Source organism: Streptomyces sp. 17_S59, from assembly GCF_056930295.1.
Window position 1 is genome coordinate 2512350 of record NZ_JBXOWD010000001.1, and the last position, 26573, is coordinate 2538922.

The 26573-nt window shown below is 70.4% G+C and carries 30 protein-coding genes, 1 tRNA gene and 1 riboswitch; of the genes, 10 read left to right on the forward strand and 21 right to left on the reverse strand.

All coding sequences use genetic code 11. The features are described 5' to 3' along the window. Window positions 1–37 precede the first annotated feature (37 nt). Window positions 38–1384 carry an SGNH/GDSL hydrolase family protein gene (locus AC1Z4A_RS11020; protein ID WP_483677781.1) on the forward strand — a complete coding sequence of 449 codons (1347 nt, stop codon included), beginning with the start codon at window positions 38–40 and terminating at the stop codon, window positions 1382–1384. Window positions 1385–1405: 21 nt separating this feature from the next. On the opposite strand, the gene AC1Z4A_RS11025 is transcribed toward AC1Z4A_RS11020, so the two are convergent. From AC1Z4A_RS11025 to AC1Z4A_RS11040, 4 genes are all read right to left on the reverse strand, one after another. Continuing rightward, window positions 1406–2056 carry a DUF1707 SHOCT-like domain-containing protein gene (locus AC1Z4A_RS11025; RefSeq protein ID WP_483677782.1) on the reverse strand — a complete coding sequence of 217 codons (651 nt, stop codon included), beginning with the start codon at window positions 2054–2056 and terminating at the stop codon, window positions 1406–1408. 91 nt (window positions 2057–2147) lie between these two features. Continuing rightward, window positions 2148–3158 (reverse strand): ABC transporter ATP-binding protein, encoded by a 1011-nt coding sequence (locus AC1Z4A_RS11030; protein ID WP_483677783.1) that lies wholly within the window; start codon window positions 3156–3158, stop codon window positions 2148–2150. Window positions 3159–3166: 8 nt separating this feature from the next. Next, complete coding sequence (locus AC1Z4A_RS11035) at window positions 3167–3931, reverse strand: ABC transporter permease (protein ID WP_483683563.1); 765 nt, start codon at window positions 3929–3931, stop codon at window positions 3167–3169. 46 nt (window positions 3932–3977) lie between these two features. After that, the gene (locus AC1Z4A_RS11040; RefSeq protein ID WP_483677784.1) at window positions 3978–4778 is read right to left on the reverse strand and encodes an ABC transporter permease; all 801 of its coding nucleotides are present in this window, start codon (window positions 4776–4778) and stop codon (window positions 3978–3980) included. Window positions 4779–5104: 326 nt separating this feature from the next. On the opposite strand from AC1Z4A_RS11040, the gene AC1Z4A_RS11045 reads away from it, so the two are divergent. After that, on the forward strand, window positions 5105–7447 hold the full coding sequence (locus tag AC1Z4A_RS11045; RefSeq protein WP_483677785.1) for a transglycosylase domain-containing protein: 2343 nt from the start codon (window positions 5105–5107) through the stop codon (window positions 7445–7447). 31 nt (window positions 7448–7478) lie between these two features. On the opposite strand, the gene AC1Z4A_RS11050 is transcribed toward AC1Z4A_RS11045, so the two are convergent. The 3 genes from AC1Z4A_RS11050 to AC1Z4A_RS11060 all read right to left on the reverse strand — a co-directional run bounded on the left by AC1Z4A_RS11050 (window position 7479) and on the right by AC1Z4A_RS11060 (window position 8719). Then, window positions 7479–7799 carry a DMT family transporter gene (locus tag AC1Z4A_RS11050; RefSeq protein ID WP_483677786.1) on the reverse strand — a complete coding sequence of 107 codons (321 nt, stop codon included), beginning with the start codon at window positions 7797–7799 and terminating at the stop codon, window positions 7479–7481. A gap of 32 nt (window positions 7800–7831) precedes the next feature. Next, a riboswitch (guanidine-III (ykkC-III) riboswitch) is annotated at window positions 7832–7896 on the reverse strand. A 53-nt stretch (window positions 7897–7949) separates the two neighbouring features. Then, a complete protein-coding gene (locus tag AC1Z4A_RS11055) occupies window positions 7950–8252 on the reverse strand; it encodes a GroES family chaperonin (protein WP_058046871.1) in 303 nt (100 codons plus the stop codon). 113 nt (window positions 8253–8365) lie between these two features. Beyond that, window positions 8366–8719: a DUF3618 domain-containing protein gene (locus AC1Z4A_RS11060; RefSeq protein WP_483677787.1), complete on the reverse strand. Its 354-nt coding sequence runs from the start codon at window positions 8717–8719 to the stop codon at window positions 8366–8368. Window positions 8720–8869: 150 nt separating this feature from the next. Between AC1Z4A_RS11060 and bcp the strand changes: the two genes are divergently transcribed. Further along, window positions 8870–9337, forward strand: coding sequence for a thioredoxin-dependent thiol peroxidase (bcp, locus tag AC1Z4A_RS11065; RefSeq protein ID WP_483677788.1), 468 nt, complete (start codon window positions 8870–8872; stop codon window positions 9335–9337). A 62-nt stretch (window positions 9338–9399) separates the two neighbouring features. Here the strand turns inward: bcp and AC1Z4A_RS11070 are convergent, their stop codons facing one another. Beyond that, a complete protein-coding gene (locus AC1Z4A_RS11070) occupies window positions 9400–10680 on the reverse strand; it encodes a sensor histidine kinase (protein ID WP_483677789.1) in 1281 nt (426 codons plus the stop codon). 5 nt (window positions 10681–10685) lie between these two features. Continuing rightward, window positions 10686–11213, reverse strand: coding sequence for a hypothetical protein (locus tag AC1Z4A_RS11075; RefSeq protein WP_483677792.1), 528 nt, complete (start codon window positions 11211–11213; stop codon window positions 10686–10688). Between the two features lie 298 nt (window positions 11214–11511). On the opposite strand from AC1Z4A_RS11075, the gene AC1Z4A_RS11080 reads away from it, so the two are divergent. From AC1Z4A_RS11080 to AC1Z4A_RS11090, 3 genes are all read left to right on the forward strand, one after another. After that, window positions 11512–12189: an HNH endonuclease signature motif containing protein gene (locus AC1Z4A_RS11080; RefSeq protein WP_483677794.1), complete on the forward strand. Its 678-nt coding sequence runs from the start codon at window positions 11512–11514 to the stop codon at window positions 12187–12189. After that, window positions 12186–12863: an HNH endonuclease gene (locus AC1Z4A_RS11085; protein ID WP_483677796.1), complete on the forward strand. Its 678-nt coding sequence runs from the start codon at window positions 12186–12188 to the stop codon at window positions 12861–12863. The genes AC1Z4A_RS11080 and AC1Z4A_RS11085 overlap by 4 nt, the downstream gene beginning before the upstream one ends. A gap of 47 nt (window positions 12864–12910) precedes the next feature. Next, a tRNA-Leu gene (locus AC1Z4A_RS11090) sits at window positions 12911–12994 on the forward strand. A gap of 60 nt (window positions 12995–13054) precedes the next feature. Here AC1Z4A_RS11090 and rdgB read toward each other — a convergent pair. The 3 genes from rdgB to AC1Z4A_RS11105 all read right to left on the reverse strand — a co-directional run bounded on the left by rdgB (window position 13055) and on the right by AC1Z4A_RS11105 (window position 14761). Next, window positions 13055–13657, reverse strand: a complete 603-nt coding sequence (rdgB, locus tag AC1Z4A_RS11095; RefSeq protein WP_483677798.1) for an RdgB/HAM1 family non-canonical purine NTP pyrophosphatase — start codon at window positions 13655–13657, stop codon at window positions 13055–13057. A gap of 49 nt (window positions 13658–13706) precedes the next feature. Then, window positions 13707–14438 (reverse strand): ribonuclease PH, encoded by a 732-nt coding sequence (gene rph / locus AC1Z4A_RS11100; RefSeq protein ID WP_483677799.1) that lies wholly within the window; start codon window positions 14436–14438, stop codon window positions 13707–13709. Window positions 14439–14527: 89 nt separating this feature from the next. Next, window positions 14528–14761, reverse strand: coding sequence for a PTS sugar transporter subunit IIB (locus tag AC1Z4A_RS11105; RefSeq protein WP_229348836.1), 234 nt, complete (start codon window positions 14759–14761; stop codon window positions 14528–14530). 197 nt (window positions 14762–14958) lie between these two features. On the opposite strand from AC1Z4A_RS11105, the gene AC1Z4A_RS11110 reads away from it, so the two are divergent. Then, the gene (locus tag AC1Z4A_RS11110) at window positions 14959–16272 is read left to right on the forward strand and encodes a PTS transporter subunit EIIC (protein WP_483677802.1); all 1314 of its coding nucleotides are present in this window, start codon (window positions 14959–14961) and stop codon (window positions 16270–16272) included. Between the two features lie 369 nt (window positions 16273–16641). Beyond that, entirely contained in the window at window positions 16642–17841 is a 1200-nt protein-coding gene (locus AC1Z4A_RS11115; RefSeq protein ID WP_483683564.1) for a PTS transporter subunit EIIC, read from the forward strand. 64 nt (window positions 17842–17905) lie between these two features. On the opposite strand, the gene AC1Z4A_RS11120 is transcribed toward AC1Z4A_RS11115, so the two are convergent. The 8 genes from AC1Z4A_RS11120 to clpS form a co-directional block, all read right to left on the reverse strand. Beyond that, a complete protein-coding gene (locus AC1Z4A_RS11120; RefSeq protein ID WP_483677805.1) occupies window positions 17906–18658 on the reverse strand; it encodes an MBL fold metallo-hydrolase in 753 nt (250 codons plus the stop codon). Between the two features lie 405 nt (window positions 18659–19063). Beyond that, the gene (locus AC1Z4A_RS11125) at window positions 19064–19183 is read right to left on the reverse strand and encodes a hypothetical protein (protein WP_483677807.1); all 120 of its coding nucleotides are present in this window, start codon (window positions 19181–19183) and stop codon (window positions 19064–19066) included. 123 nt (window positions 19184–19306) lie between these two features. Further along, window positions 19307–20257, reverse strand: coding sequence for a PLP-dependent cysteine synthase family protein (locus tag AC1Z4A_RS11130; protein WP_483677809.1), 951 nt, complete (start codon window positions 20255–20257; stop codon window positions 19307–19309). An 11-nt stretch (window positions 20258–20268) separates the two neighbouring features. Beyond that, window positions 20269–20550 carry a MoaD/ThiS family protein gene (locus AC1Z4A_RS11135; RefSeq protein ID WP_483677810.1) on the reverse strand — a complete coding sequence of 94 codons (282 nt, stop codon included), beginning with the start codon at window positions 20548–20550 and terminating at the stop codon, window positions 20269–20271. A gap of 161 nt (window positions 20551–20711) precedes the next feature. Then, on the reverse strand, window positions 20712–21140 hold the full coding sequence (locus AC1Z4A_RS11140; protein WP_483677812.1) for a M67 family metallopeptidase: 429 nt from the start codon (window positions 21138–21140) through the stop codon (window positions 20712–20714). 128 nt (window positions 21141–21268) lie between these two features. Beyond that, complete coding sequence (locus AC1Z4A_RS11145) at window positions 21269–22735, reverse strand: amino acid permease (RefSeq protein WP_483677813.1); 1467 nt, start codon at window positions 22733–22735, stop codon at window positions 21269–21271. A 335-nt stretch (window positions 22736–23070) separates the two neighbouring features. Beyond that, window positions 23071–23670, reverse strand: a complete 600-nt coding sequence (locus AC1Z4A_RS11150; protein WP_483677814.1) for a DUF2017 domain-containing protein — start codon at window positions 23668–23670, stop codon at window positions 23071–23073. Further along, window positions 23670–23981, reverse strand: a complete 312-nt coding sequence (clpS, locus tag AC1Z4A_RS11155) for an ATP-dependent Clp protease adapter ClpS (RefSeq protein WP_483677815.1) — start codon at window positions 23979–23981, stop codon at window positions 23670–23672. Before clpS ends, AC1Z4A_RS11150 begins: the two co-directional genes overlap by 1 nt. Before the next feature lie 122 nt (window positions 23982–24103). On the opposite strand from clpS, the gene AC1Z4A_RS11160 reads away from it, so the two are divergent. Both AC1Z4A_RS11160 and AC1Z4A_RS11165 read left to right on the forward strand, forming a co-directional pair. Further along, a complete protein-coding gene (locus tag AC1Z4A_RS11160) occupies window positions 24104–25432 on the forward strand; it encodes a nicotinate phosphoribosyltransferase (protein ID WP_483677816.1) in 1329 nt (442 codons plus the stop codon). Between the two features lie 171 nt (window positions 25433–25603). After that, window positions 25604–26197, forward strand: a complete 594-nt coding sequence (locus AC1Z4A_RS11165; protein ID WP_483677817.1) for an isochorismatase family protein — start codon at window positions 25604–25606, stop codon at window positions 26195–26197. A 20-nt stretch (window positions 26198–26217) separates the two neighbouring features. Here AC1Z4A_RS11165 and AC1Z4A_RS11170 read toward each other — a convergent pair whose 3' ends face one another. Next, a complete protein-coding gene (locus AC1Z4A_RS11170; RefSeq protein WP_483677818.1) occupies window positions 26218–26550 on the reverse strand; it encodes a hypothetical protein in 333 nt (110 codons plus the stop codon). Between the last annotated feature and the right edge of the window lie 23 nt (window positions 26551–26573).

Below are 26573 nucleotides of genomic sequence, written 5' to 3' on the forward strand. Positions count from 1 at the left end.
AGCCGTGCGCTCCGCCGTCCACAGGAGACTCCCGCACATGAACAGGCCACCCCTGCCCCGCGGCGCGGCCTACGCCGTGCTCGCCGCGTTGGTGGCCGTGGTGACCGTCGTCTCCACCGCGATATTCCTCGGGGTGGGCGGCTTCGGCGGCATCGAGACCGAGCCGCGGGAGGCCCGGCCGACCCTCTCGCCCGTCGCGGCGGGCAGCTGGGTGGGGGCCTGGTCCACCTCCCCGGCGGCGGCGGAGACGGACGCTCCGCAGGGCTTCGCCGACCAGTCCGTACGCAACGTGGTGCACACCACGCTCGCCGGCAGCAGCGCCCGCGTCCAGCTCTCCAACCTCTTCGGCACCGAGCCGCTGACCGTCTCGCACGCCACCCTGGCGCTGGCGGCCGGCCCCGAGAGCCCGGCCGCGATGCCCGGCAGCATGCGCGCGATGACCTTCGGCGGGCAGCCCACGGCGACCATCCCGGCGGGCCGGACCATCGTCAGCGACCCGGTGCGGCTCCCGGTCGAGTACGGGGCGAACCTGCTGGTCACGACGTACTCCCCGACGCCGTCCGGCCCGGCGACCTTCCACCCGCACGGCCGCCAGACCTCCTACCTCGCCCGGGGCGACCGCGCCGACGAGACCGACGGGTCGTCGTTCACCACCAGGACCACGTACTGGCGTTACGTCAGCGCCGTGGAGGTCTGGAGTACCGAGGCCCACGGCTCGGTTGCGGTGCTCGGGGACTCGATCACGGACGGCGTCTCGGCCACCGTGGACGCCAACCGGCGCTGGACGGACTTCCTCGCCGCCCGCCTGCACGGCGAGCCCGGCGCCCCCCACTACGGCGTCCTCAACCAGGGCATCAGCGGCAACCGCGTCCTGCTGAGCGGCCAGGGAACCTCGCCCACCGCCAACCCCAGCGCCCTGGAGCGGTTCGACCGCGACGTCCTCTCGCGCCCGAGCGTACGCGTCGTGGTCGTCGAACTCGGCATCAACGACATCCTGCGCCAGCCCCGGCAGACCAGCCCCGAACGGATCGCGGACGGGCTGCGGCAGCTGGTCCGGCGGGCGCACGCGCGCGGCCTGCGGGTCATCGGCTCGACGCTGACGCCCTTCATGGGGCGCGAGGGCGCGGGCCCCGAGAACGAGGTCGTCCGGCAGGGCCTCAACCAGGAGATCCGGTCCGGCCGGGTCTTCGACGCCGTCGTGGACTTCGACCGGACCCTGCGCGACCCGGCCGACCCCCAGCGGCTGCTCCCGGCGTACGACTGCGGCGACCACTTGCACCCCAGCGACGCCGGCTACCGCGCCATGGCGGACTCGCTCGACCTCGGCAAGGTCAAGGAGCTGGCAGGTGCGGCGGGCAGGGGGCAGATCGCGGCGGCGCTGTGACGCGCCCGGCGCGCAGCACCGTCACTCCAGCGTCTTGCGCTGGTCCCGTCGCTCCTCCCGCAGCCGCTTCCGCTCGGCCTTGGTGGCCTTGCGGTCGACGCCCACGCCGCCCCAGAAGGCGAAGCCGGTGATGCGCACCACGGGTGATCCCGGGGTGCCGGTGCCGGTGGCCTTGTCGTCGAAGCCGCCCATGATGCCGACGCCGCCGACGTGCACCTCGAGGTCCGGCGGGACGATGACCTGCATGCCGCCCATGACGGCGAAGCAGCGGATGACCACCTCGCGGTCCTCGAACCGGGCCTCGCGCAGGTCGAGTTCGCCGCCGCCCCAGAAGCAGATGGCGGTGAAGGCGCGCGGCACGGTCCAGGCGCCCTTGCGCTGGAAGCCGCCGATGACGCCGATGCCCCACCGGGAGGTCGCCGTGCCGCCGATGCGCGCGGCCCAGTCGCCGTCGGCCGCGCGCTCGGCCACGGCCGGGCCGGTGCCGGGCGCGGGCAGGTCCCGGACGAGCGGCGCCAGCTCGGCGTGGGTGCGCGCCTTGTAGGCGGCGTCCAGGCGCTCCTCGAACTCCTCCATGTTCAGCCGCCCTTCGGCGACGGCCTCGCGCAGGGCCTCGGCGATCCGCTCGCGCTCGGCGTCGGAGGCCCGCATCTCAGGAAGTTCGCTGCTCATGGCGCTCAGCGTAAGCCCTGCCGCGGCGGTGCCCCATGGGCCTCCCCCCAGGGGGTGTCCGGTGGGTCGGCACAGGCCCCGCGGGCCCCGTTCAGCCCGCCGTTCCGCCTGCGTACATCCTGGCGATGACCTCCTCGATGTCCGGCTCCCGCACCGAGAGGTCGACCAGCGGGTAGCGCTCGGCCACGGCCGCCACGATCGGTGCCGCGCTCTGCGTGGCGGGGAAGGCCAGCCACTGGCGGGGCCCCTCGACCTTCACCGTGCGGGCGCCGGGCACCCCGGCAATGGGCGGAAGTTCGCGTTCCAGATCGACCACGAGCATCCGTTCGCTCTCCCCCACCGCGTGCAGCCCGTCCAGTCCCCCGTCGTGGACGAGCCGCCCGTGGTCGATGACCATCACCCGCTTGCACAACTGCTCGATGTCGGTCAGGTCGTGCGTGGTGAGCAGGACCGTCGTCCCCTGCTCGGCGTTCACGTCCCGCAGGAACTCCCGCACCCTGGCCTTGCTGACCACGTCCAGGCCGATCGTCGGCTCGTCCAGGTACAGCACCTCGGGATCGTGGAGAAGTGCCGCCGCGATGTCCCCGCGCATCCGCTGCCCGAGCGAGAGCTGCCGCACGGGCACCTCCAGCAGCTCGCCCAGGTCGAGCAGTTCGACACAGCGCTCGAGATTGGCCCGGTAGCGGGCCTCCGGCACCCGGTACATGCGGCGCACCAGCGCATACGAGTCGCGCAGGGGCAGGTCCCACCAGAGGGTGGTGCGCTGCCCGAAGACCACGCCGATGCGGCGCGCCAGCCTCGTGCGCTCGCGGGAGGGGTCGATGCCCGCCACGCGCAGCCGGCCTCCGCTGGGCACCAGGATGCCCGTCAGCATCTTGATCGTGGTCGACTTCCCGGCGCCGTTGGGCCCGATGTAGCCGACCATCTCGCCGCGCCCGATGCGGAAGCTGATGCCGTCCACCGCCCGCACCTCGCGCCGTTCCCGGCGCAGCAGACCGACCCGGCGGCGTACGTCGAAGACCTTCTCCACGCCGTCGAGTTCGATGAAGCCGTCGCCCCCGGAGCCGTCGCCCCCGAGGCCGTCCGCAGCGGCGCTGTCCATGACGTCCGTCAACTCCCCGTACTCCGATAGCTCCGTAGCCCCACCCGCCACACAAGTCCCGCCAGCACGCAGCACACCAGCGCCACCGCCGGCGACGCGAAGTCCACCCACCCCGGCAGCCCCAGCGGATCGTCCCGCCCCAGCACCCGCAGCGCGGGCAGCCAGTTGACGAAGGCCAGCGGGATGACGAACGTGACGCCGCGCACCAGGTCCGTGGCGAAGACCGTCGGCGGGTACTGCAGCAGCGTCGTCCCGCCGTACGTGAACGCGTTCTGCACCTCGGAGGCGTCGTTCGCCCAGAACTGGAAGGCCGCGCCCGCCACGAACACCGCCCCGAAGATCACCGCGCCGCTGACCACCATCACGGGGACGAGCAGCAGCCGCACCGGCGTCCATTCGACGTCCAGCCGCGCCAGCGCCCAGGCCAGCAGCAGCGAGCCCTGGGCGACCCGGCCCAGCCTGCGCAGCGCGAAGCGGTCGGCGGCCACCTGCGCCAGGATCGGTGCGGGCCGCACCAGCAGGGTGTCCATCGTGCCGTCGCGCACCCGTCGGCCGACCCGGTCCATGTTGCCGAGGACGAGATCGGCGAGACCGAAGGACGTGCTCGTGGTGCCGTAGAGGAAGGCGACCTCGGAGAGGGTGAAGCCGCCCAGCGCGTCGACGTGCGAGAACATGATCAGAATGGCGACGAAGTCCAGTGCGGTCACGGCGAAGTTGCCGAGCGCCGTCATCACGAAGGACATGCGGTAGGCCATCGTCGAGCGCACCCACATCCCGACGATCAGACCGTAGGCCCGGACGCCCTGCAGGGCACGGGAATCAGCCACCTTGGACCACCACCTTCCGGGTGGCCACCGCCTGGAGCACCCGCCCAGCCGCGAGCAGCACCGCCGCCCACCCGGCCTGGAACGCCAGCGCCCCCGCCAGGCCCGCCCCGTGGTGCCGCCCCAGGAGGACGTCCGCCGGGACCTGGAGCAGCGCCGCCCACGGCAGCATCCGCACGACCTCGCCGAAGGCTCCCGGGAAGACGGTCAGGGGCAGCAGCGTCCCGGAGAAGAAGATGCACAGCACCGCGCTGATCACATCGACCCCGGCACCGTCGAGCAGCCAGAAGGACCACAGCGCCAGCAGATAGCGCAGCGCGAAGCCCGCCACGACGCCCAGGAGGACCGAGAGGAGGAACGCCAGCCAGGTCAAGGGGTCGGCCGGAAGCGCGAGTTCGAAGGTCAGTGCGCCCACCGTCAGCGGCACCACGCCCCGGCCCAGCAGCTGGAAGGCGGCCCGCCCCACGTCGCTCGCGAGCCACCACAGCTGGAGGTCGGCGGGGCGGTAGAGGTCCACCGCGATGTCCCCGGACCGGATGCGCTCCTGAAGCTCCTCCTGGAAGCCCCCGCCCAGCAGCGAGAGGGCCGCCATCAGCGCCTGGCTCACCCATACGAACGTCAGCGCCTGCGCCCGGTCGTAGCCGCCGAGATGGGGGCGCTCGGCCCACAGGGCGATGAAGGTGTACGCGACGATGAAGCCGAAGACGGTGTTGGTGAAGACCCCCGCCGCCGTGGCGACCCGGTAGGTCGCATGCCGCCGGAAGCCGCCGACGGCCACGGCCAGGTACAGCCGCATCCCGCAGACCCCCTTCGTCGTTGAACTTCTTTAGCCAGCCCGCAGGTCAGCCCGCAGGCCGGCCAGCCAGTAACCGCCCGCACCCGAAGCGCAGGAGCCTAGCCGTCCGCATCAGGCCCGAACCACGGGTTTTTCACCCCAAGGTGTGGTCGGCCTGACCCGAACGGCCCTTACGGCGCTGTCCAAAGGTGCGCTACACCCTTCAGCCGGAACGCATGATGCGACAGTGTCTTACGGGGCTCACGACCCTGTTCGGAACCGCCCCACACGACACCGCACCGCCGCGGCCGTACAACCCCGGCGGCGGCCGAGGAGTCCCTGGAGACATGAGCGACGAGCAGTCACAGCACCGCACCGCCGGTGCCGGCCAACCGCCGCCGGGCAGCCGCAGACCGCCGGGCTGGGTCCCCCGCGGCGGGGACGGGCCCGCCGCCCCGGACGCCGGCGCCGCACCGGGCGGCCCCGGCGGACCGCGCCGCCCCCGGCGGACCGGCTGGCGCAGGCTGCTGCCCACCTGGCGCATGGTCCTCGGCGGCTTCCTGCTGATCGTGCTCCTCGTCGTGGGCGGCCTGGTCGCGGGCTACATGCTGGTCAACATCCCCGCGGCCAACAAGATGGCCGTCGCCGAGAGCAACGTCTTCCTCTACTCCGACGGCTCCCAGCTCGCCCGGGACGGCGAGGTGAACCGCGAGAGCGTACCGCTCAGCAAGATCCCCAAGGACGTCCAGCACGCCGTCCTCGCCGCCGAGGACCGCGACTTCTACTCCGAGTCCGCGGTCAACCCCGAGGCCATGCTCCGGGCCGCCTGGAACACCGCCACCGGCAAGGGCAAGCAGTCCGGCTCCACCATCACCCAGCAGTACGTCAAGAACTACTACCTGGGCCAGGAGCAGACCATCAGCCGCAAGGTGAAGGAATTCTTCATCGCGATCAAGCTCGACCGCGAGTCGAGCAAGGACGACATCCTCGAGGGCTACCTCAACACCAGCTACTTCGGCCGCAACGCCTACGGCATCCAGGCCGCCGCCCAGGCGTACTACAACAAGGACTGCGACAAGCTCGACGCCGCCGAGGGCGCCTACCTCGCCACCCTCCTCAACGCGCCCAGCCTGTACGACGTCGGCGCCCACCCCGAGAACAAGCCGCGCGCCCTGGCCCGCTGGAACTACGTCCTCGACGGTATGGTCAAGAAGAAGTGGCTGAGCCGGGCCGACCGGGCCGCCATCCAGTTCCCCGCGCCCGGCAAGGCCAAGCCCCGGCTCGGCATGGGCGGACAGCGCGGCTACCTCGTCGAGGCCGTCAAGGACTACCTCACCAGCAACAAGATCGTCGACGAGACGACGCTGGCCACCGGCGGCTACCGGATCACCACCACCATCGACCGCAAGAAGCAGGACGCCTTCGTCAGCGCGGTGAGCGAACAGCTCATGAGCGAGCTGAGCGAGGACAACAAGGCCGACCGCTACGTGCGCGCAGGCGGAGCCTCCGTCGACCCCAAGACGGGCAAGGTCGTCGCCCTCTACGGCGGCATCGACTACACCAAGCAGTACGTCAACAACGCCACCCGCCGCGACTACCAAGTCGGCTCCACCTTCAAGCCGTTCGTCTTCACCTCCGCCGTAAACAACGAGGCGACGACGCAGGACGGCCGCACGATCACCCCCAACACGCTCTACGACGGCACCAACAAGCGGCAGGTGCAGGGCCCCGGCGGCCCCGTCGGCTACGCCCCCGCCAACGAGGACGACGTCTCGTACCCGCGCATCACGGTCACCAAGGCCACCGACCTCTCCGTCAACGCGGTCTACGCACAGATGGCCGAGGACGTCGGCCCGTCGAAGGTCAAGGACACGGCCGTGGCCCTCGGCGTGCCCGCCCGGACCCCCGACCTCACCGCCACCCCCTCCATCGCGCTCGGCGTCGCCACCGCCAGCGTCCTCGACATGGCCCAGGCCTACGCCACCCTCGCCAACCACGGCCGGCACGGCCCGTACACCCTGGTCGAGAAGATCTCCAAGGGCGCCGAGGACATCTCGCTGCCCGACGGCGAGGAGACCAAGCAGGTCGTCTCCCGCGAGGCCGCCGACACGACGACCTCGATCCTGCAGAGCGTCGTGGAGAGCGGCACCGGCCGGGCCGCCCAGGCGGCGGGCCGCCCCGCGGCCGGCAAGACGGGCACGGCCGAGGAGGACAAGGCCGCCTGGTTCGCCGGCTACACCCCCGACCTGGCGACCGTCGTCGCCGTCATGGGCCAGGACTCCGACACGGGCGACCAGAAGCCGCTGTACGGGGCGACGGGACGGGCCCGCATCAACGGCGGCGGCTTCCCCGCGCAGATCTGGGCCGCGTACACCGCGGCGGCGCTGGACGGCACCGAGCCCAAGGACTTCGACCTGCAGCTGGAGACCGGCGCCGGTACGCCCACGCTGGAACCGGCCACGCCGTCGGCGCCGCCGTCCCCCTCCGGACCGCCGACCGCGTCGGCCCCGCCGCGCACGCCCCCGGCCTCCTCGGGCCCGCCCCTGCCGCCCACGGGGCCCCCGCCGATCACACCGCCGGGCTTCCCGACCCCGGGCCCGCCGACCTTCGGCCCGCCGTTCCCCCCGAACGAGGGCAAGGAACGGCACCCGGCGGAGCACCAGAGGGATCTGCTGGGGTACGACTTCTGACGGCCGGCGTACGGGGCCCAGCCGGCATTTCCTAGTGCCCCGACGTCGCCTTCAAACCGACCACCGCCACCAGCAACAGCCCGATGAAGAAAATCCGTGCGGCCGTCGCCGGCTCGCCCAGCAGCGTCATACCGAGCACCGCCGCCCCGGCCGCACCGATCCCGACCCACACCCCGTACGCCGTACCGATCGGCAGCGTCCGGGCCGCCTGCGCCAGCAGCAGCATGCTGGCCACGATGCCCACGACCGTGCCCACGCTGGGCCACAGGCGGGTGAAGCCTTCGGTGTACTTCATGCCGACCGACCAGCCGACCTCGAGCAGACCGGCGACAGCGAGCAGGATCCATGCCATGACGGCACCTCCGGGGAAACGGACTTCCAGGGGGTGCGTCGTCTTGTCCTGACCCGGTACGGCGCGTCTCGTCGGGTGCCTACGACCGTAGCAAAGCGCCCGAGGGAACGAAGGACAGAACGAAGAACAGCAGGTCAGGGGATCGGAGGCTCAGAGGTACAGGCCCGTGGAGTCCTCGGACCCCTCCAGCCGCTCCGCCGCCACCGCGTGCAGGTCGCGCTCGCGCATCAGCACGTACGCGACCCCCCGCACCTCGACCTCGGCGCGGTCCTCCGGGTCGTACAGCACCCGGTCGCCCGGCTCCACCGTGCGCACGCTCTGCCCGACCGCCACGACCTCGGCCCAGGCCAGCCGGCGGCCCACCGCCGCCGTCGCCGGAATGACGATGCCGCCGCTGGAGCGGCGCTCGCCCTCGGGAATGTCGGTCCGGACCAGCACACGGTCGTGGAGCATCCGGATGGGCAGCTTGTCGTGGGTGGTATGCGTACTCACGCCACGACCGTACCTGTCCGGACAGGGGACGGGGTCCAGAGGGCCGCCTTCCGGCCCGAACCGGTCACCACGGGCTACGCCTTGCGCCCGCGCGCGGACGTGCCGGACTTCGCGGACTTCGCGGACTTCGACGAGGTCAGCAGGCCGATCACGCCCACCGCCAGCATCGCCGCCGGAACGATCCGCTCCAGCCGCGGCTGCCCGTCCTCGGTCATGAACCGCGAGCGGATCCCGGAGACGACCCGGCCGGCCACGACGCAGGCCCGGCCCGCCGTGTGGTCCACCTTCGAGGCGACCTTCGCCTTGGCGTCGCCGATGATCGTCGCCGGGTGCATCCGCACGCCGATCTCGTCGAGCACCACGGCAAGCTCCTGCCGCCGGCGAGCGATGTCCGCCTCGATCTGCGCAGGGGTCCTGGCTTCCGCCACGGCGCTGCCTCCGTCTCGTCGATGTCGATAAGAATGATGAAGAGTGATGACTACAGTCTGTCAGCTGCCCCGGCCCGGCGCCCCGCGGCACCCCCGATCCGTGACCTGGCTAACCTCGGGAAGGTAACCCAGGACATCCCGAGGAGAGCCATGAGCGTGCGACTGCAGCCCGGCGACACCGCCCCCGACTTCACCCTGCCCGACGCGGACGGCAAGCAGGTCTCGCTCGCGGACCGCAAGGGGCGCAAGGTCATCGTCTACTTCTACCCCGCCGCCCTCACCCCCGGCTGCACCAAGCAGGCGTGCGACTTCACCGACAACCTCGACTTCCTGGCCGGGCACGGCTACGACGTCATCGGCGTCTCGCCCGACAAGCCGGAGAAGCTCGCCAGGTTCCGGGAGAAGGAGGAGCTGAAGGTGACGCTCGTCGGCGACCCCGAGAAGAAGGTGCTCGAGGCCTACGGCGCCTTCGGCGAGAAGAAGCTGTACGGCAAGACCGTGACCGGCGTGATCCGCTCCACCGTGATCGTCGACGAGGACGGGAAGGTCGAGCGCGCGCTGTACAACGTGAAGGCGACCGGACACGTGGCCAAGATCATCAAGGATCTGGGGCTGTAGGACCGCCCAGCGCACAGGGGCGGGTCCCGGCCCGCCCCTCAGCCGCTCGGCACCTCAGCTGCTCAGCCGCCGTTCGGCACCCCGGCGCCGCGCAGCACCGGCCGGTCCTCCTCCGGCGCCTCCTCGGCCTCCGGCAGCTCCAGGACCGCGCGGGCGCCGCCGCCCTCCGCCGTGCCGAACTCCAGCCGGGCCCCCAGCACCGCCGCCTGACCCACCGCGATCGTCAGGCCCAGGCCGTGGCCCGTACCGCGCTCCGGCGCGGCCGTGCGGAACCGGCGCGGCCCCTGGTCCACCAGGCCGGGCGGGAAGCCGTCGCCGTGGTCCCGGATCACGATGCGCGTGCCCTCGACCGTCACCTCGATCGGCGGGCGCCCGTGCTTCGCCGCATTGGCCAGGATGTTCACCAGGATCCGCTCCACACGGCGGGCATCCGTCGCCACGATCCGGCCCTCGCCGATCACCGCGACCGCCACGTCGTCCACGCCGCGCTGACCCCGGGCCCGCTTCACGATGCCCTGCACCAGCGACGGCAGCTCCACGCCGTCCAGCTGGGCGCTCTCCACGCCCGCGTCCAGCCGGGAGACCTCCAGCAGGTCCTCGACCAGCACCCGCATCGTCTGCGCCCGCTCCCGCACCATCTCCACGGCACGCGGGTGCGGCAGCAGCTCCGCCGACGCCACCAGCCCGGCCACCGGCGTCCGCAGCTCGTGCGCCACGTCCGCGGTGAACTGCCGCTCCGCCGACACCCGCGCCGCCAGCGACGTCGCCATGGCATGCACCGAGCGGCCCAGCTCGGCCACCTCGTCCTTGCCGTCGCCGTGCAGCGCGTCCGCGTCCGGCGTCTCGCCCGCCGCGATCCGCCGCGCGGCCGCCGCGCTCATCCGCAGCCGCCGCGACAGACTCTGCGCCACGAACCAGGCCACCACCGCCATCAGCGCCACCGTCGCCGCACCCGCCGCCACCAGCGCCTTGTCCAGCGCCGTCTGCAACGGGTCACGGGCCGGGTACGAGGCCGAGACCGACAACACCTTGTCATCGCCCACCGGCGTCGCCGCCCACACCCGGGGGTCGTCGCCGGAGCTGATGTACATGCCGGACTCGCCCTTGGCCACGGCCCGCGCCAGCGGCGACGGCAACCTGGCGTCGTCCAGCTGCGCGCCCAGCGCCAGCGAGCCGTCGCGCTGGTACACCTGGAGCGCCGAACTCAGCAGCTCGTCCTGGTAGGCCATGGCCTGCCGGTCCCGCTCCAGACCGGAGATGTGATGCACCGCCACCCCCAGCACCACCACGGCCAGCGCGGTGACGAAGGAGATCGCGAGCGCGATCCGGCCCCTGATGCCCATACCCATCACGCGATCGAGAACATTTCCGTCGGCTTGCCGGTCGGCGTGGCACCCGTGTACGTCACCTCGAGGGCCGTGAACGCCATCTGCCCGTCCACGTTCTTCGGCTGGAACAGCCGCAGCCGCGCCGGGAAGGACTTCCCCGACGCCCCGCCGCCCCCGGACACCTGCACCACGCCGGTGCCGGCGGCGCCGTCCCGCGTGTAGTCGTCCCAGCGGATCCCGCTCGCCACCCGGCCCGAGTTCGCGCAGTCGAGGGTGATGAACGTGGGCTCCAGCTCCGGCTCGCCGATGCCGCAGTCCCGTACGCCCGGCATCTCGTCGGAGGCCGACTCCTGGACCTCCATCTGCGAGTCGCGCCCGGCGGCCACGGCCTTCTGAGCGGCCGCGGTCTTCGGCGCCCTGTCCACGACGCTCGCCCGGTCGGTGGCCTTCTCCAGGCACATTCCGCCGAGCACCAGCACGCCCGCACCCGCGAAGATCGCCACAACAGTGCGCACACGGGCCCACCGGGCCACGACGCGGTCGGTCATCGGGCTCTCTTCCTCGCTCCCGGCGGGTCTTCGATCACGGGGCACGTCCCCTCCCCCGCCCTGAGTGACGGAGAAATGGGCCCGTACGTTCCCTCCCGGGGGTGTCCGGTTCTCCTGACCCGGATGGCGTAACCGATCGGGAGTGCGGTCGTTTCTCTGTACGAGGCTGCCCACTGGTGGCCGTACCCAGCATTCGCAACCGTCCGGGTCATATCCCGAGGGGACAGGACGGGAACGGGGTACGGCCGTTGGCCGTGCCCTCCTCCCGTTGGCGCCCTTGTGGGGTGGGAGGGGAATCATGCCGGTCAGTCCGTATACGCGGGAGCGGCTCGCCGCAGCGGCGGAATCGTCACGAACGCTGTCGGAGGCGTTGAGCAAACTCGGGGTGGACCCGAAGAGTTCGTCGCGGCGCTACATCCATGAACGGATGAAGAAGCTGGGCGTCGACACGTCTCACTTCGAGCGTGAGGGGGCGCGCTGGACCAGGGAAATCCTGGAGGCCGCAGTCGCGGCGTCGTCCAACATGTGCGAGGTACTGCGCCACCTCGGGGTCGAGGTTGTGGGCGGTCAGCACACCCACATCAGTCGCCGCGTTCGAGCACTCGGCATCGACACGTCGCACTTCGTAGCTCCGGCATCGAGCGGCAAGCTGCGCAAGCGTCCGCCCGAGGAACTGCTCGCCTTGCAGACCTCGCCCAAGGCCCGACGCGAGCAGAACTGCCGACTCAAGGCGGCCATGCTCGCTCTCGGCGTCGCCGATCGTTGCGCCCTCTGCGGCATCGAGGCCGTGTGGCAGGGCCACGCGTTGCCGCTCGAGGTCGACCACATCGACGGGGACTGGCGAAACAATCGGATCGAGAACCTCCGGCTGCTGTGCCCCAACTGTCACTCGACAACAGACACATATCGGGGGCGCGGAAAGGCGCGGCGAGCCGCTGCTCGCCGGGAGTCCGGCGCTGGCGAGGCCCACCGATGAATCGAGGCAATCAGTACACGAAGGAAAGGCTCGCCGCGGCGGCCCGGCAGTGCAACACCATGGATGAGGTCATCGCCTTCCTGGGGACTCGGCCCTACGACAACCTGTCCCGATATCTGTATCGGCGCTTCGCCCACTTCGGGATCGACGTCTCGCACTTGCCCCACCGTCCTTACCGCAAGAACGGAGCGCGGCCCTCGCCTGATGTGCTGCGGAGGGCTGTCGAAGAATCCTTCTCCATTGCCGAAACGCTGCGCCGCCTCGGTCAACGGGACAGCGGCTGCCAGAGGGCCCTGCTGCGACGCTGGACAGCTGAGGACGGTCTCACCACCACTCACTTTCTCGGTCAAGCCCACCAGCGGGGCAAGCCGGGGCCGACCCGCAGGAAGTCCCCTGAGGAGGTTCTGGTGAAGCACAGCGGCAAGCGCCGCACGGGGGCGTACTTGCTCCGCCGTGCACTTCACGAGACCGGCGTGCCGGAACGGTGCGCCAGTTGCGGAACCGGTCCGTCATGGAATGGCCGTCCCATGACGCTGGAGGTCGACCACATCAACGGGGACTACAGCGACGACCGCCGGGAGAACCTTCGCCTACTCTGCCCCAACTGCCACGCCGTCACGGACACGTGGTGCCGTGGCGGTGGCCGCCGAGCACAATCACGCAGGACCAACTGACCCTGGTGCCGCATGTGCCGCCAGCCCGCTACGATAGCTGGCGGCATGCGGCCGTTGCTGAATCGGTATAAGCGAGGGTTTTAGGTGCCCTTGGGAGCAATCCCATGTGGGTTCGAGTCCCACCGGCCGCACGACTTTTGAATCGAAGGGGCCGGTCCGTTCCTCAACGGACCGGCCCCTTCGGCCTACGGTCAGCCCAAAAGCTCCCGCACCACCGGCACCAGCGCCCGGAACGCCTCCCCCCGGTGGCTGATCGCGTTCTTCTCCGCCGGCGTCAGCTCGGCGCAGGTCCGGGTCTCGCCCAGCGGCTGGAGGATGGGGTCGTAGCCGAAGCCCCCGGTGCCCGTCGGCTCGTGCCGCAGGGTGCCCCTCAGCCGGCCCTCGACCACGCGCTCCGTGCCGTCCGGCAGGGCCAGTGCGGCGGCGCAGGCGAAGTGGGCGCCGCGGTGCTCGTCGGCGATGTCGGAGAGCTGGGCCAGGAGCAGCTCCAGGTTGGCCTTGTCGTCGCCGTGCTTGCCCGCCCAGCGGGCGGAGAAGATGCCGGGGGCGCCGTTGAGGACGTCGACGCAGAGGCCGGAGTCGTCGGCGACGGCCGGGTGGCCGGTGGCCTTCGCCAGGGCGTGGGCCTTGAGGAGGGCGTTCTCGGCGAAGGTGACGCCGGTCTCCTTGACGTCCGGGATCTCGGGGTAGGCGTCGGCGCCGACGAGTTCGACGTCGAGGCCCGCCGCGGCGAGGATCGCGCGCAGCTCTGTGACCTTGTTGGCGTTGCGGGTGGCGAGGATCAGGCGCTTCATGCTTCCCGATTATCCCGGGGGCCGCGGTGGGCCCCCGGGGCGGCCCGCGTCAGAGGGTGCGGGCGAGGGCCTCTTGCTGCGCTGCGTCCAGCGAGGCGCAGCCGGCGACGGCGAGGTCGAGCAGGCTGTTGAGTTCCGTGCGGGCGAAGGGCTGGGCCTCGGCCGTGCCCTGGACCTCGACGAAGCGGCCGTCACCGGTGCAGACGACGTTCATGTCGGTCTCGGCGCGGACGTCCTCCTCGTAGCAGAGGTCGAGGAGGGGGACGCCGTCGACGATGCCGACGCTGACGGCGCTGACGGTGCCGGTCAGGGGCTTGCGGCCGTGCTTGACGAGCTTCTTGCCCTGGGCCCAGGTGATGGCGTCGGCGAGGGCGACGTAGGCGCCGGTGATGGCCGCGGTGCGGGTGCCGCCGTCGGCCTGGAGGACGTCGCAGTCGAGGACGATGGTGTTCTCGCCGAGGGCCTTGTAGTCGATGACGGCGCGCAGGGAGCGGCCGATGAGGCGGGAGATCTCGTGGGTGCGGCCGCCGATCTTGCCGCGTACGGACTCGCGGTCGCCGCGGGTGTTGGTGGCGCGGGGCAGCATCGAGTACTCGGCGGTGACCCAGCCTTCGCCGGTGCCCTTGCGCCAGCGGGGCACGCCCTCGGTGACGCTGGCGGTGCAGAAGACCTTGGTGTCGCCGAAGGAGATGAGTACGGAGCCCTCGGCGTGCTTGCTCCAGCCGCGCTGGATCGTCACGGGTCGGAGCTGGTCGGGGGTGCGGCCGTCGATGCGAGACATGCCCATGAGCCTATAGGGATGACAGAGGGCCCCGTTCCGGTTGTGGTGCCGACCGGTACGGGGCCCGTTCTGCGGAGCCGTGGCTCAGCTCACAGCATGTCCTCGATCTCGGCGGCGATCGGGTCCGCGTCGGTGCCGATGACGACCTGGATGGCGGTGCCCATCTTCACGACGCCGTGGGCGCCGGCGGCCTTCAGGGCGGCCTCGTCGACGAGCGAGGCGTCGGCGACCTCGGTGCGGAGGCGGGTGATGCAGCCCTCGATCTCCTCGATGTTGTCGATCCCGCCGAGGCCGGCGACGATCTTCTCAGCCTTGCTGGCCATGTGCACTCCTGGTTGTCTCAGCCCTTCGGCGGTGTCGCCGACCGGCTTTCACACGGTATTCCACGTTCAGACCAACTATGCGGGCTTTTGTCCGCCACCTGACGAAGGATGGCGACCACCCGGCACACCGCGCTCCGGGGGCCTGAACCCGTACCGCAAATGGTCTACACCAGTATGCCAGCAGCCGGGAGGACACGATGAGTTCGATCGCCGCGGCGGCCCCGCGGAAGAAGAAGCCGCTGCAGGGACTCTTCCAGGGCCTCCAGAAGATGGGGCGCAGCCTCCAGCTGCCCATCGCGGTGCTGCCGGCGGCGGGCATCCTCAACCGGCTGGGGCAGCCGGACGTGTTCGGCAAGGACGGCCTGGGCTGGACGGACGTGGCCAAGGTGATGGCCGGTGCGGGCGGGGCGCTGCTGGACTCCTCGCTGGGGCTGCCGCTGCTGTTCGCGGTGGGTGTGGCGATCGGCATGGCGAAGAAGTCGGACGGCTCCACGGCGCTCGCGGCGGTGGCGGGCTTCCTCGTCTACTACGCGGTGCTGCACCAGTTCCCCGAGCCCTGCCCGGTGGGCGCGAAGCACACGGCGCTGGGGCTGCTGAGCGGCGTCTGCGTCACCGCGGCGGGGACGCCGGCCGCGGCCGCGTACCAGAACCCCGGCGTCTTCGGCGGCATCGTGATGGGTCTGCTGGCGGCCTGGTTCTGGCAGCGTTTCCACCGGGTGCGGCTGGTGGACTGGCTGGGCTTCTTCAACGGCCGCCGCCTGGTGCCGATCATCATGGCGTTCGTGGCGATCGTCTTCGCGGCGCTGTGCCTGTGGATCTGGCCGCCGGTGGGCCGGGGGCTGACGAGCTTCAGCAAGCTGCTGGTGGATCTGAGCGCGGCCGGGGCGGGCGTCTTCGGCGTGGCCAACCGCGCCCTGCTGGTGATCGGCCTGCATCAGTTCCTGAACGTCTTCGTCTGGTTCCAGTTCGGTGCGTACACCAAGCCGGACGGCACGGTGGTGCACGGCGACATCAACCGCTTCCTGGCGGGCGACCCCACGGCGGGGCAGTTCACCTCGGGCTTCTTCCCGATCATGATGTTCGCGCTGCCGGCGGCCGCGCTGGCGATCGCGCACTGCGCCAAGCCGCACCGCCGCAAGGTCGTCGGCGGAATGATGCTGTCGGTGGGCCTGACCTCGCTGGTCACGGGCATCACCGAGCCGATCGAGTACTCGTTCCTCTTCATCGCGCCGCTGCTGTACGCGGTGCACGCGCTGCTGACGGGCGTCTCGATGGCGATCACCTGGGGGCTGGGGGTGCACGACGGCTTCAGCTTCTCCGCGGGGCTGATCGACTACGTCATCAACTGGGGGCTGGCGACGAAGCCGTGGCTGATCATCCCCATCGGGCTGTGTTTCGCGGCCGTCTATTACGTGGTCTTCCGGCTGGCGATCACCATGTTCGATCTCCCGACACCCGGACGTGAACCGGAGGAGCTGGCGGAGGAGATCGAGAAGGAGAACATCAAGTAGCCCGGCCCGGGTACGGGCGGAACGGGGGCCGGACCGGGGGTGGAACAGGGGGCCGGACCAACGTCCCGTGAGGGCGGCGTGACACAGTGCAGGTACCTCACGCCGCCTTTACGCATGTGGCCCAGGCCACCAGGAACTGCGGATTCCTTTATGCCCGACTCACGTGCTACAACAGGTCTAAACCACTGAGTGGTGTAGACCATAATGCGGGCCGTCCCCCTTCCCCCGAGCGCCCGCCTCACCTGGAGGAATCCGATGAGTACGGCAGCAAAGGCGGCAAAGGCGGCGCCTGAGAAGCCTGCGAAGGCTCAAAAGGCCGAGAAGGCGGACAAAGCGGCACCGGAGAAGAAGAAGTTCGGCTCCGGTGCCATGGCGATCGCCCAGCGTATCGGCCGCAGCCTGATGCTGCCGGTGGCCGTGCTGCCTGCCGCAGCGCTGCTGGTGCGCCTGGGCAACAACGACATGCTCGGCCGCGACTCGTTCCCCGAGTTCATCACCAAGATCGCCGGCTATATGGCAGCGGGCGGCAACGCGCTGCTGGGCAACATGGCCCTCCTCTTCGCCGTTGGTGTGGCGATCGGCTTCGCCAAGAAGTCGGACGGCTCCACCGCCCTGGCCGCCGTCACCGGCTACCTGGTGTTCAAGGAGGTGCTCGCCACCTTCACCGACAGCAACCTGCCGAAGGTCGCCTCCGTCGTCGATGGCAAGATCGTCATGAAGGAAGCTCCGGTCAACGCCGGTGTCCTCGGCGGTGTCGTCATAGGTCTGGTCGTGGCCCTGCTCTACCAGCGCTACAGCCGCAAGAAGCTCCCCGACTGGCTGGGCTTCTTCGGCGGGCGCCGCCTCGTCCCGATCCTCTCCGCCTTCGCGGGTCTGCTCATCGGCATCCTCTTCGGCCTCATCTGGCCGGTCCTCGGCGCGGGTCTGCACAACTTCGGCGAGTGGCTGGTGGGCTCCGGCGCCGTGGGCGCGGGCATCTTCGGTGTCGCCAACCGCGCGCTGATCCCGGTCGGCATGCACCACCTGCTCAACTCCTTCCCGTGGCTGCAGGCGGGCGACTTCAACGGCAAGCACGGCGACATCGCCCGCTTCCTCGCGGGCGACCCCAACGCCGGGCAGTTCATGACCGGCTTCTTCCCGATCATGATGTTCGCGCTCCCCGCCGCCTGCCTGGCCATCGTCCACTGCGCCCGTCCGGAGAACCGCAAGGTCGTCGGGGGCATGATGGCCTCCCTCGCGCTCACGGCGTTCGTCACCGGTGTGACCGAGCCGATCGAGTTCACCTTCATGTTCGTCGCCCCGGTGCTGTACGCGATCCACGCGGTCCTCACCGGTGTCTCGTTGGCCCTGACCTGGGCACTCGGCATGAAGGACGGCTTCGGCTTCTCCGCCGGCGCCATCGACTTCGTGCTCAACCTGGGCATCGCCACCAAGCCTTGGCTGCTGGCCCTGGTGGGCCTGTGCTTCGGCGCCCTGTACTACGTGGTCTTCCGCTTCGCGATCACGAAGTTCAACATCCCCACCCCGGGCCGCGAGCCCGAGGAGGCGCTGCAGGACACCGGCAAGTGACGCCGCTCGTGTGAACGACGTGGAAGCCCCCGGAACCGTCAGGTGTTCCGGGGGCTTCCACGTGTCACACCTCGTACGTCGCGCCCGCGTGGGCCAGTTCCGCCGGCCCGTCGTACACCGAGCGCGCGTCCCGCAGATTGGTGAGCGGGTCCGTCCACGGCGGGATGTGCGTGAGCACCAGCCGGCCCACTCCCCCGCGGGCCGCCGCCTCGCCCGCCTCCAGGCCGTTGAGGTGCAGGTCCGGGATGTCCTCCTTGCCGTAGGTGAAGGACGCCTCGCACAGCAGCAGATCCGCTCCCTCCGCCAGCTTGTGCAGCGCCTCGCACGGGCCCGTGTCGCCCGAGTACACCAGTGACGAGCCGTCGTGCTCGATACGGAAGGCGTACGCCTCCACGGGGTGGCGCACCCGCTCCGCACGGATCGTCAGGGGGCCCAGGGTGAAGGCGCCCGGCGTCAGCGTCCGGAAGTCGAACACCTCGCTCATGGACGCCTCGTCGGGCACGTCGCCGTACGCCGTCACCAGCCGCTGCTCGGTGCCCTCCGGCCCGTAGACGGGGATCGCACCGGCCCGGCCGCCGTCGTGACGGTAGTAGCGGGCGACGAAGTAACCGCACATGTCGATGTAGTGGTCCGGATGCAGGTGCGACAGGAGCACGGCGTCGAGGTCGTAGAGACCGGTGTGGCGCTGCAGCTCGCCGAGGGCGCCGTTGCCCATGTCGAGGAGGATCCGAAAGCCGTCGGCCTCCACCAGATAGCTCGAGCAGGCCGATTCCGTGGACGGGAACGAACCCGAGCATCCGACGACGGTGAGCTTCATGCGGGCCTGAACCTCCGTGGGCCGGTGACGGGGGGCCATGCGGTGCAGTCGAGGGTAAGACGAGAAACGGGCGCGGGCTCCTCCGGGAGGGTGGCGTGTGGGCGGAATCACCAGGACGGACCTGGGGGCGGCCCGCCGCCGGCGCCGGGAAGCACAAAGGCCCCGGCCCGCGCCCGGGGTGGAGCGCGGTCGGGACCGGCGGACGAGGCAGTGGACGGGGCGCGGGCAGGGCGCGAGCGGCCGGCCGGACCGCACCGCGCGGGCGGCGCGCGCTACAGCGGCCGGTGCCGCTCGGCGCGGTCCAGCGTCTCCATGAAGCGCTGGAAGCGCTCGGCCGACTCCTTGCTGCCTGCCGTCACCGTGAACATCTCCGGCGACATGAAGGCCGCCGCCCGCTCACGCGTCTCAGGGGCGAGCGCATCCCACGCTGCCCGGTCCAGCCGTGACTGCGCCGCAGTTTCCGCACTGCCAGTTTCCATTGTTGAGTTGCCTCATGTCCGAAGATCCACATGCGGGACAGTTCATGTGCGTCTCCTACGTGATGATGTCAGCCGCCTGCCAACATCGGTAGTAGCAGTTCACCCGTGCACAGTTCTGTTTTTTACGGACCGGCGCGGACCGACGCGCAGTCGTGTCCTCGGACACCTCCTAGGCCCAGAGCTGCCCGTGGAGTGCCTCGACCGCCTCTTCCGTGGTGGCGGCCGTGTAGACGCCGGTGGAGAGGTACTTCCAGCCGCCGTCGGCGACGATGAAGGCGATGTCGGCGCTCTTCCCGGCCCGAACGGCCTTGCGGGCGACGCCGAGTGCGGCGTGCAGCACGGCGCCCGTGGAGACGCCCGCGAAGATGCCCTCCTCGGCGAGGAGTTCGCGGGTGCGGCGGACCGCGTCCTCGCTGCCGACGGAGTAGCGGGTGGTGAGGACCGAGGCGTCGTACAGCTCGGGCACGAAGCCCTCGTCGAGGTTGCGCAGGCCGTAGACGACGTCGTCGTAGCGGGGCTCGGCGGCGACGATCTCGACGCCGGGCCGGTGCTCGCGCAGATAGCGGCCGACGCCCATCAGGGTGCCGGTGGTGCCGAGGCCCGCGACGAAGTGGGTGATCTCCGGGAGGTCCGCGAGGATCTCGGGGCCGGTGGTGGCGTAGTGCGCCCCGGCGTTGTCGGGGTTGCCGTACTGATAGAGCATCACCCAGTCGGGGTGCTGCTCCGCCAGCTCCTTGGCGACCCGCACGGCCGTGTTGGAACCGCCCGCGGCCGGTGAGGGGATGATCTCGGCGCCCCACATGGCGAGCAGCTCGCGCCGCTCCCGGCTGGTGTTCTCCGGCATGACGCACACCATGCGGTAGCCCTTGAGCCGGGCGGCCATGGCGAGGGAGATACCGGTGTTGCCGGAGGTGGGTTCGAGGATGGTGCAACCGGGCGTCAGCCGCCCGGCCTTCTCCGCCTGCTCGATCATGTGCAGGGCGGGACGGTCCTTGACCGAGCCGGTGGGGTTGCGGTCCTCCAGCTTGGCCCAGATCCGCACGGACTCGGACGGGGACAGACGCGGCAGGCGCACCAGCGGGGTGTTGCCCACCGCGGCCAGGGGGCTCTCGTAGCGCATGAGCGCCCCGATCAGATCATTCCGCCGGCGACGGCCGGGAGGATGGTCACGCTGTCGCCGTCGGCCAGCTCGGTGGCGATGCCGCTCAGGAAGCGGACGTCCTCGTCGTTGAGGTAGACGTTGACGAAGCGGCGCAGGTCGCCGGACTCGTCGACGAGGCGCTCACGGATGCCCGCGTGCCGGGTCTCGAGGTCCTTGAACAGCTCGTCGATCGTGGCTCCGCTGCCCTCGACGGCCTTCTCGCCGTCGGTGTAGGTGCGGAGGATGGTCGGAATGCGGACCTCGATGGCCATGGAATGGGCTCCAGTCGGAGTGCGGGGAGGTTCCTGCGGGACAACCGTGGGCGCATCGTATCGATTCCCTGTGCAGCCCTCGGAAGTTCGTCCCGGTATGCGGACGGAACGATCTCAGGACGGATCCCGGGCGGCTGCCCGGACGGATCTCAGGACGGATCTCAGGACGCGTACGCCTCGACCACGGCGACCTCTTCCTCGGTCACCTCGCCGTCGGCGATGCGGAACGAGCGGAACTGGAACGGGCCCGAGCCGTCGGTGTCGGCGGTGGAGACCAGGACGTAGTGGGCGGCCGGCTCGTTGGCGTAGGAGATGTCCGTGCGGGACGGGTACGCCTCGGTCGCGGTGTGCGAGTGGTAGACGATCACGGGCTCCTCGTCGCGGTCGTCCATCTCGCGGTAGAGCTTGAGCAGGTCCGTGGAGTCGAACTCGTAGAACGTGGGCGAGCGGGCGGCGTTGAGCATCGGGATGAACCGCTCGGGGCGGTCACTGCCGGCCGGGCCCGCAACGACGCCGCACGCCTCGTCGGGGTGGTCGGCGCGGGCGTGCTCGACGATCCGGTCGTACAGCGCCTGTGTGATGGTCAGCATGCGCCTCAGCATAAGCAGCGGGCCCGCACATACCGAGGGTGGTACGTGCGGGCCCGTTGGCCGAAACGCAGTGTTGAAACTCCGTTCACAACACCGGTTGCAGATTTACTCCGCTCTGCTCGGCGGTTCTACTCCGCGGCCGCCACGGCGTGCTCCTTGCGGGCGAACGCCTGCGGGTTGCGCTTCTTGAGCACGAAGTAGGACACCACCATGACCGCGGCCCAGCCGGGCGCGAAGTACAGGCAGATGCGTGCGTCCTTGTCGAGGCCCATGAGCACGATCACCATGCCGATGAAGGCGAGGGAGAAGATGCTCGTCCAGGGCGCGCCCGGGGCCTTGAAGGGCGACTGCGGCACCACGCCGCGGTCGGCCAGGCGCCGGTAGCGGAGGTGGGACGCGAGGATCATGATCCAGGCCCACAGACCGGAGATGGTGGCGAAGGAGACGACGTAGTTGAACGCGTCGCCCGGCCACTGGTAGTTGATCCACACACCGACGAGCATCAGCGCGGCGGAGATGGTGGTGCCGCGCAGCGGCAGGCCCTTCTTGGTCAGAACGCCGAAGAACTTCGGGCCCTGGCCGTTGAGGGAGAGGTCGCGCAGCATGCGGCCGGTGGAGTACATGCCGGAGTTGCAGGACGACAGCGCCGCGGTGAGCACCACGAAGTTGACGATCCCGGCACCCGCCGGGAGGCCGATCTTCTGGAATGCCTCGACGAACGGGCTGACGCCCGGCTTGAAGGCGGTCCAGCTGACCACGGACAGGATGATGATGAGTCCACCGAGGTAGAAGAGGGCGATCCGCCACGGCACGGTGTTGATGGCCTGGGGCAGGGTCTTCTTCGGGTCCTTGGCCTCGCCCGCGGTGACGCCGACGAGCTCGACGGCCATGAAGGCGAACATCACCAGGTGCAGGGTCGACAGCGTGCCGCCGATGCCCTTGGGGAAGAAGCCGCCGTCCGACCAGAGCAGGCTGAAGGAAGCGGTGTCACCGGCGCTGGAGAAGCCGAAGGTGATCACGCCGACGCCGATCAGGATCATGCCCATGATCGCCGTGACCTTGACCATCGAGAACCAGAACTCCAGCTCACCGAAGAGCTTCACCGAGATCAGGTTGGCGAAGTAGAGGACGACGGTGAAGCCGAGCGCCGACACCCACTGGGGAATCGACTTGTCCCAGTACTGGACATAGGTGGCCGCGGCGGTGACCTCGGTCATGCCGGTGACGACCCAGAAGAGCCAGTACGTCCATCCGGTCACATAGCCCCAGAAGGGACCGAGGAATTCCCGTGCGTACTCCGAGAAGGAGCCCGACACCGGCCGGTACATGAGCAGCTCGCCGAGCGCCCGCATGATGAAGAAGATGACCAGGCCCGCGATTGCATAGCCCAGGATCAGGCTGGGGCCGGCCTTGGAAATGGCCTTGCCCGCGCCGAGAAACAGACCGGTGCCGATGGCGCCACCAATGGCGATCATCTGAATCTGCCGGTTGCCCAGCCCCCGCTGGTAACCCTCGGAAGCTTCCTTGCCGCTTCCTGCTTCGTCCCGCACCTCGGCCTTGCCGGCGGTGCGTTCCGCGACCTGCTCAGAGGTCATGGTGGTGCGCCTTTCTCCATACCGATCCGGTTACTCCGGATCGGGTTCCGATCCCCCCGGATGGAGTCCTGCAAGTGCCGACGGTCGGTCGGCTCAGCGCTCCCGCCGTGACAGGGGTGGCGTCACGGAGGCAGGTCGGCAAGATTTATCACGTGTGACAAGGAGATCATCTGGCCGACTATGGCGCACGCCACAAATAAATACGGACAAAAGCAATAACGGCGGCTAATAGCCGCCGTTATAGTGATTCGATCGTTATCCGGATTTGAGCGTTCGATGAGCGAACACCGCCCGTCTGGCGTCCGCATTGCGGAGGAATGGCCCGCCATCGACGGTCAGAATCCGGCCATCAGGGCCTCCACCAGCGTCTCCTGCAGCCCGCCCAGCCAGAGGTAGGCCATCACCATGGGCTTGCGCGGGTCGTCGTCCGGCAGCCGGAAGAGGGCGTCGCCGTCGTCGTCCTCGGCGATCTCCAGCCGGGTGCCGATGGTCAGCCGGAGGTCGTTCAGGGCGCCCAGCCACTGCCGGCAGTCGTCGGGCGACAGCCGCAGCACGGCGGCGCGGTCCCCGGCCACGGTCAGCGAGTCCAGCGAGCGGACGACACCCAGGGCGTCCTGGCGCTTGCGCTCGCGAAGGTCGTTCTCGGTGTAGCGGCGGAATTCGGCCGCGTGGGCGCGCTCCTCGGAGTCCTGCTCGGCGCCGGGGGTGCCGTACGCCTCCGGGAAGAGCCGGGCCAGGGCCGGGTCGGCGGGCGGCTCGCTGGGGCCGTCGGCGAACAGCCGGGCCAGCGGGTCCGCGGCTTCCGGCCCCTCCGTCTCCCCCGGCCCGATCAGCTCGAGCAGCTGGACGGCCAGGCTGCGCAGGATGGAGACCTCGACCTCGTCCAGGGCCACGGCGGCCCCGCCGCCCGGCAGCGGCTCGAAGTGCCCGGCCATCAACGGTCCTGCGAGAGGGTCGCCCAGAGCCCGTACCCGTGCATCGCCTGCACGTCGCGCTCCATCTCCTCGCGGCTGCCGCTGGAGACCGCCGCGCGGCCCTTGTTGTGGACGTCGAGCATCAGCCGGTGCGCCTTGTCCTTGGGGTAGCCGAAGTAGGCCTGGAACACATACGTCACATAACTCATGAGGTTGACGGGGTCGTTGTGGACCAGGGTCACCCATGGCACGTCGGGTTCGGCCACTGCGAAGGGCGACTCGCCCGTTTCGGGCCGTTCGATCTCGACCGGTGCAACACTCACGGTTCCCATGCTGCCACTCGAAGGTGCGCAACGCACAAACGGGTCCCGCACAAACGGATTCCCGCACATACGGGCGATGCCCACCCACAGAAATCGTCACTCTGACGAGTAATCGGGGTAGCATCGCCAGCATGAACACTGCGGACCTGGGGCTGCCGGTGACGGTGCCGTCGACGGCCCTCTTCACCGACCGGTACGAACTCACGATGCTGCAGGGTGCACTGCGGTCCGGCACCGCACACCGCCGCTCGGTCTTCGAGGTCTTCACCCGCCGGCTGCCCGACGGCCGCCGCTACGGCGTCGTGGGGGGCACCGGCCGCGTCCTGGACGCCGTGGAGAACTTCCGCTTCGACAGCGGCGTGCTGGACTTCCTCGCCGACCGCCGGATCGTGGACGAGCCCACGCTCGCCTGGCTGGCCGACTACCGCTTCCGCGGCGACATCTGGGGCTACCCCGAGGGCGAGGTGTACTTCCCCGGTTCGCCGATCATGCGGGTCGAGGGCACCTTCGCCGAGGCGGTGCTGCTGGAGACCGTGATCCTCTCGATCCTCAACCACGACTCGGCCGTCGCGGCCGCGGCCTCCCGGATGGCGGTCGCCGCGGGCGAGCGGCCGCTGATCGAGATGGGCGCCCGCCGCACCCACGAGCTGTCCGCCGTCGCCGCCGCCCGCGCCGCCTACGTGGGCGGCTTCAGCTCCACCTCCGACCTGGCCGCAGGGTTCCGCTACAACATCCCGACGGTCGGCACCAGTGCGCATGCCTTCACCCTTCTGCACGACAGCGAGCGCGACGCCTTCACGGCGCAGGTGGACTCGCTGGGCGAGGGCACGACGCTGCTCGTCGACACCTACGACGTGCACGAGGCCGTGAAGCTGGCCGTCGAGGTCGCCGGACCCGGCCTGGGCGCGGTACGCATCGACTCCGGCGACCTGCTCCTGCTGGCCCACCGGGTGCGGCAGCAGCTCGACGACCTGGGCGCCCGCAACACCAGGATCGTCGTCACCAGCGACCTGGACGAGTACGCCATCGCGTCGCTGGCCGCCGCGCCCGTGGACGCCTACGGCGTGGGCACCCAGCTGGTCACCGGCAGCGGGCACCCGACCTGCTCGATGGTCTACAAGCTGGTGGCCCGCGCGGACGGCCCCGGCCCGGACGCGCCCCTGCGCGCGGTGGCCAAGAAGTCGATGGGCGGCAAGATGTCCATCGGCGGCCGCAAGTGGGCCGCGCGCCGCCCGGACGCGGCCGGGGTGGCCGAGGCCGAGGTCGTGGGCACCGGCGAGGTGCCGGCGGAGCTGGCCGGCCGGCAGCTGCTGGTGGAGCTGGTCCGGGCGGGTGAGGTGATCGCCCGTGAGCCCCTGGACGCGGCGCGTGACCGGCACGTGGCGGCGCGCGCGGCGCTGCCGATGTCCGCGACCCAGCTCTCGCGGGGGGAGCCCGTGCTGCCCACCGAGTTCGTCTGAGGGGTTCGCCCGACGGGTTCGCCCGAGGGCACACTCCCGCGACAACCCCGCAGTCACTACCCTCGGTCACATAAGGGCTGATCCGCAGTTGATCCGCTGATCTGCAGTCGATCTGCAGTCGATCCGTTGATCCGCACCTCGGCCGAGGCCCCCTCACAAAGGATCTGCACCATGAACCGTGCACTGATCATCGTCGACGTGCAGAACGACTTCTGCGAGGGCGGCAGCCTCGCGGTGGCCGGCGGCGCCGACGTGGCGGCGGCCATAACCGACCTGGTCGCCGAGGCGCCCGCCGGATACGCGCACGTCGTGGCCTCGCGCGACATGCACATAGACCCCGGCGAGCACTTCTCCGACCACCCGGACTACGAGCGCTCCTGGCCGCGCCACTGCGTGGCCGGCACGGAGGGCAGCGGCTTCCACCCGAACCTGACCCCCGCGATCACCTCCGGCGCCGTGCAGGCCGTCTTCGACAAGGGCGCCTACGAGGCCGGCTACAGCGCCTTCCAGGGCTCCGACGAGAACGGCATCAAGCTGGCGGACTGGCTGCGCGAGCGCGGCGTGTCGGACGTGGACGTGGTGGGCATCGCGACGGACTACTGCGTCCGGGCGACGGCCCTGGACGCGCGGCGCGAGGGTTTCGCGACGCGGGTGCTGCTCGATCTGACGGCCGGGGTGGCGCGGGAGACGACGGACCGGACGGTGGAGGAGCTGCGGGATGCGGGCGTGGAACTGACGGGCAAGCCGGTGGTGCAGGGCGGTTAGCTTTTCCCCACCCCGCCCCCCTACGCCGCACCCGCCGGCCTCCGTCGCAGCAGGCTTGCGATCGGGTGCCAGGATTCCGTTTCGTCGTCCGGCTCCGAGCGCCAGACGGCTCCGTCCGGGTGATGGAGCACCGCCGTGATCTCGTCCGGCGTCGGCGGTTCCATGTTGCCCCGCAGGTAGACCGCCCGCAGCCCGTAGTTCCGCAGGCGCGTCAGCGCCCGCTGCCGGTTCCCGGCGCGGACCAGGACGCGCACCCATGAGCCGGGCGGGGCCCCGCCGTCCGTGGGGGCGGCCAGGGACAGGGCGACGACCACGCTGCCGTCGGGGAGCCGTGCGTATCCACCGCCTGCCATCCGCCTCACTGCTCCCCTGCGGG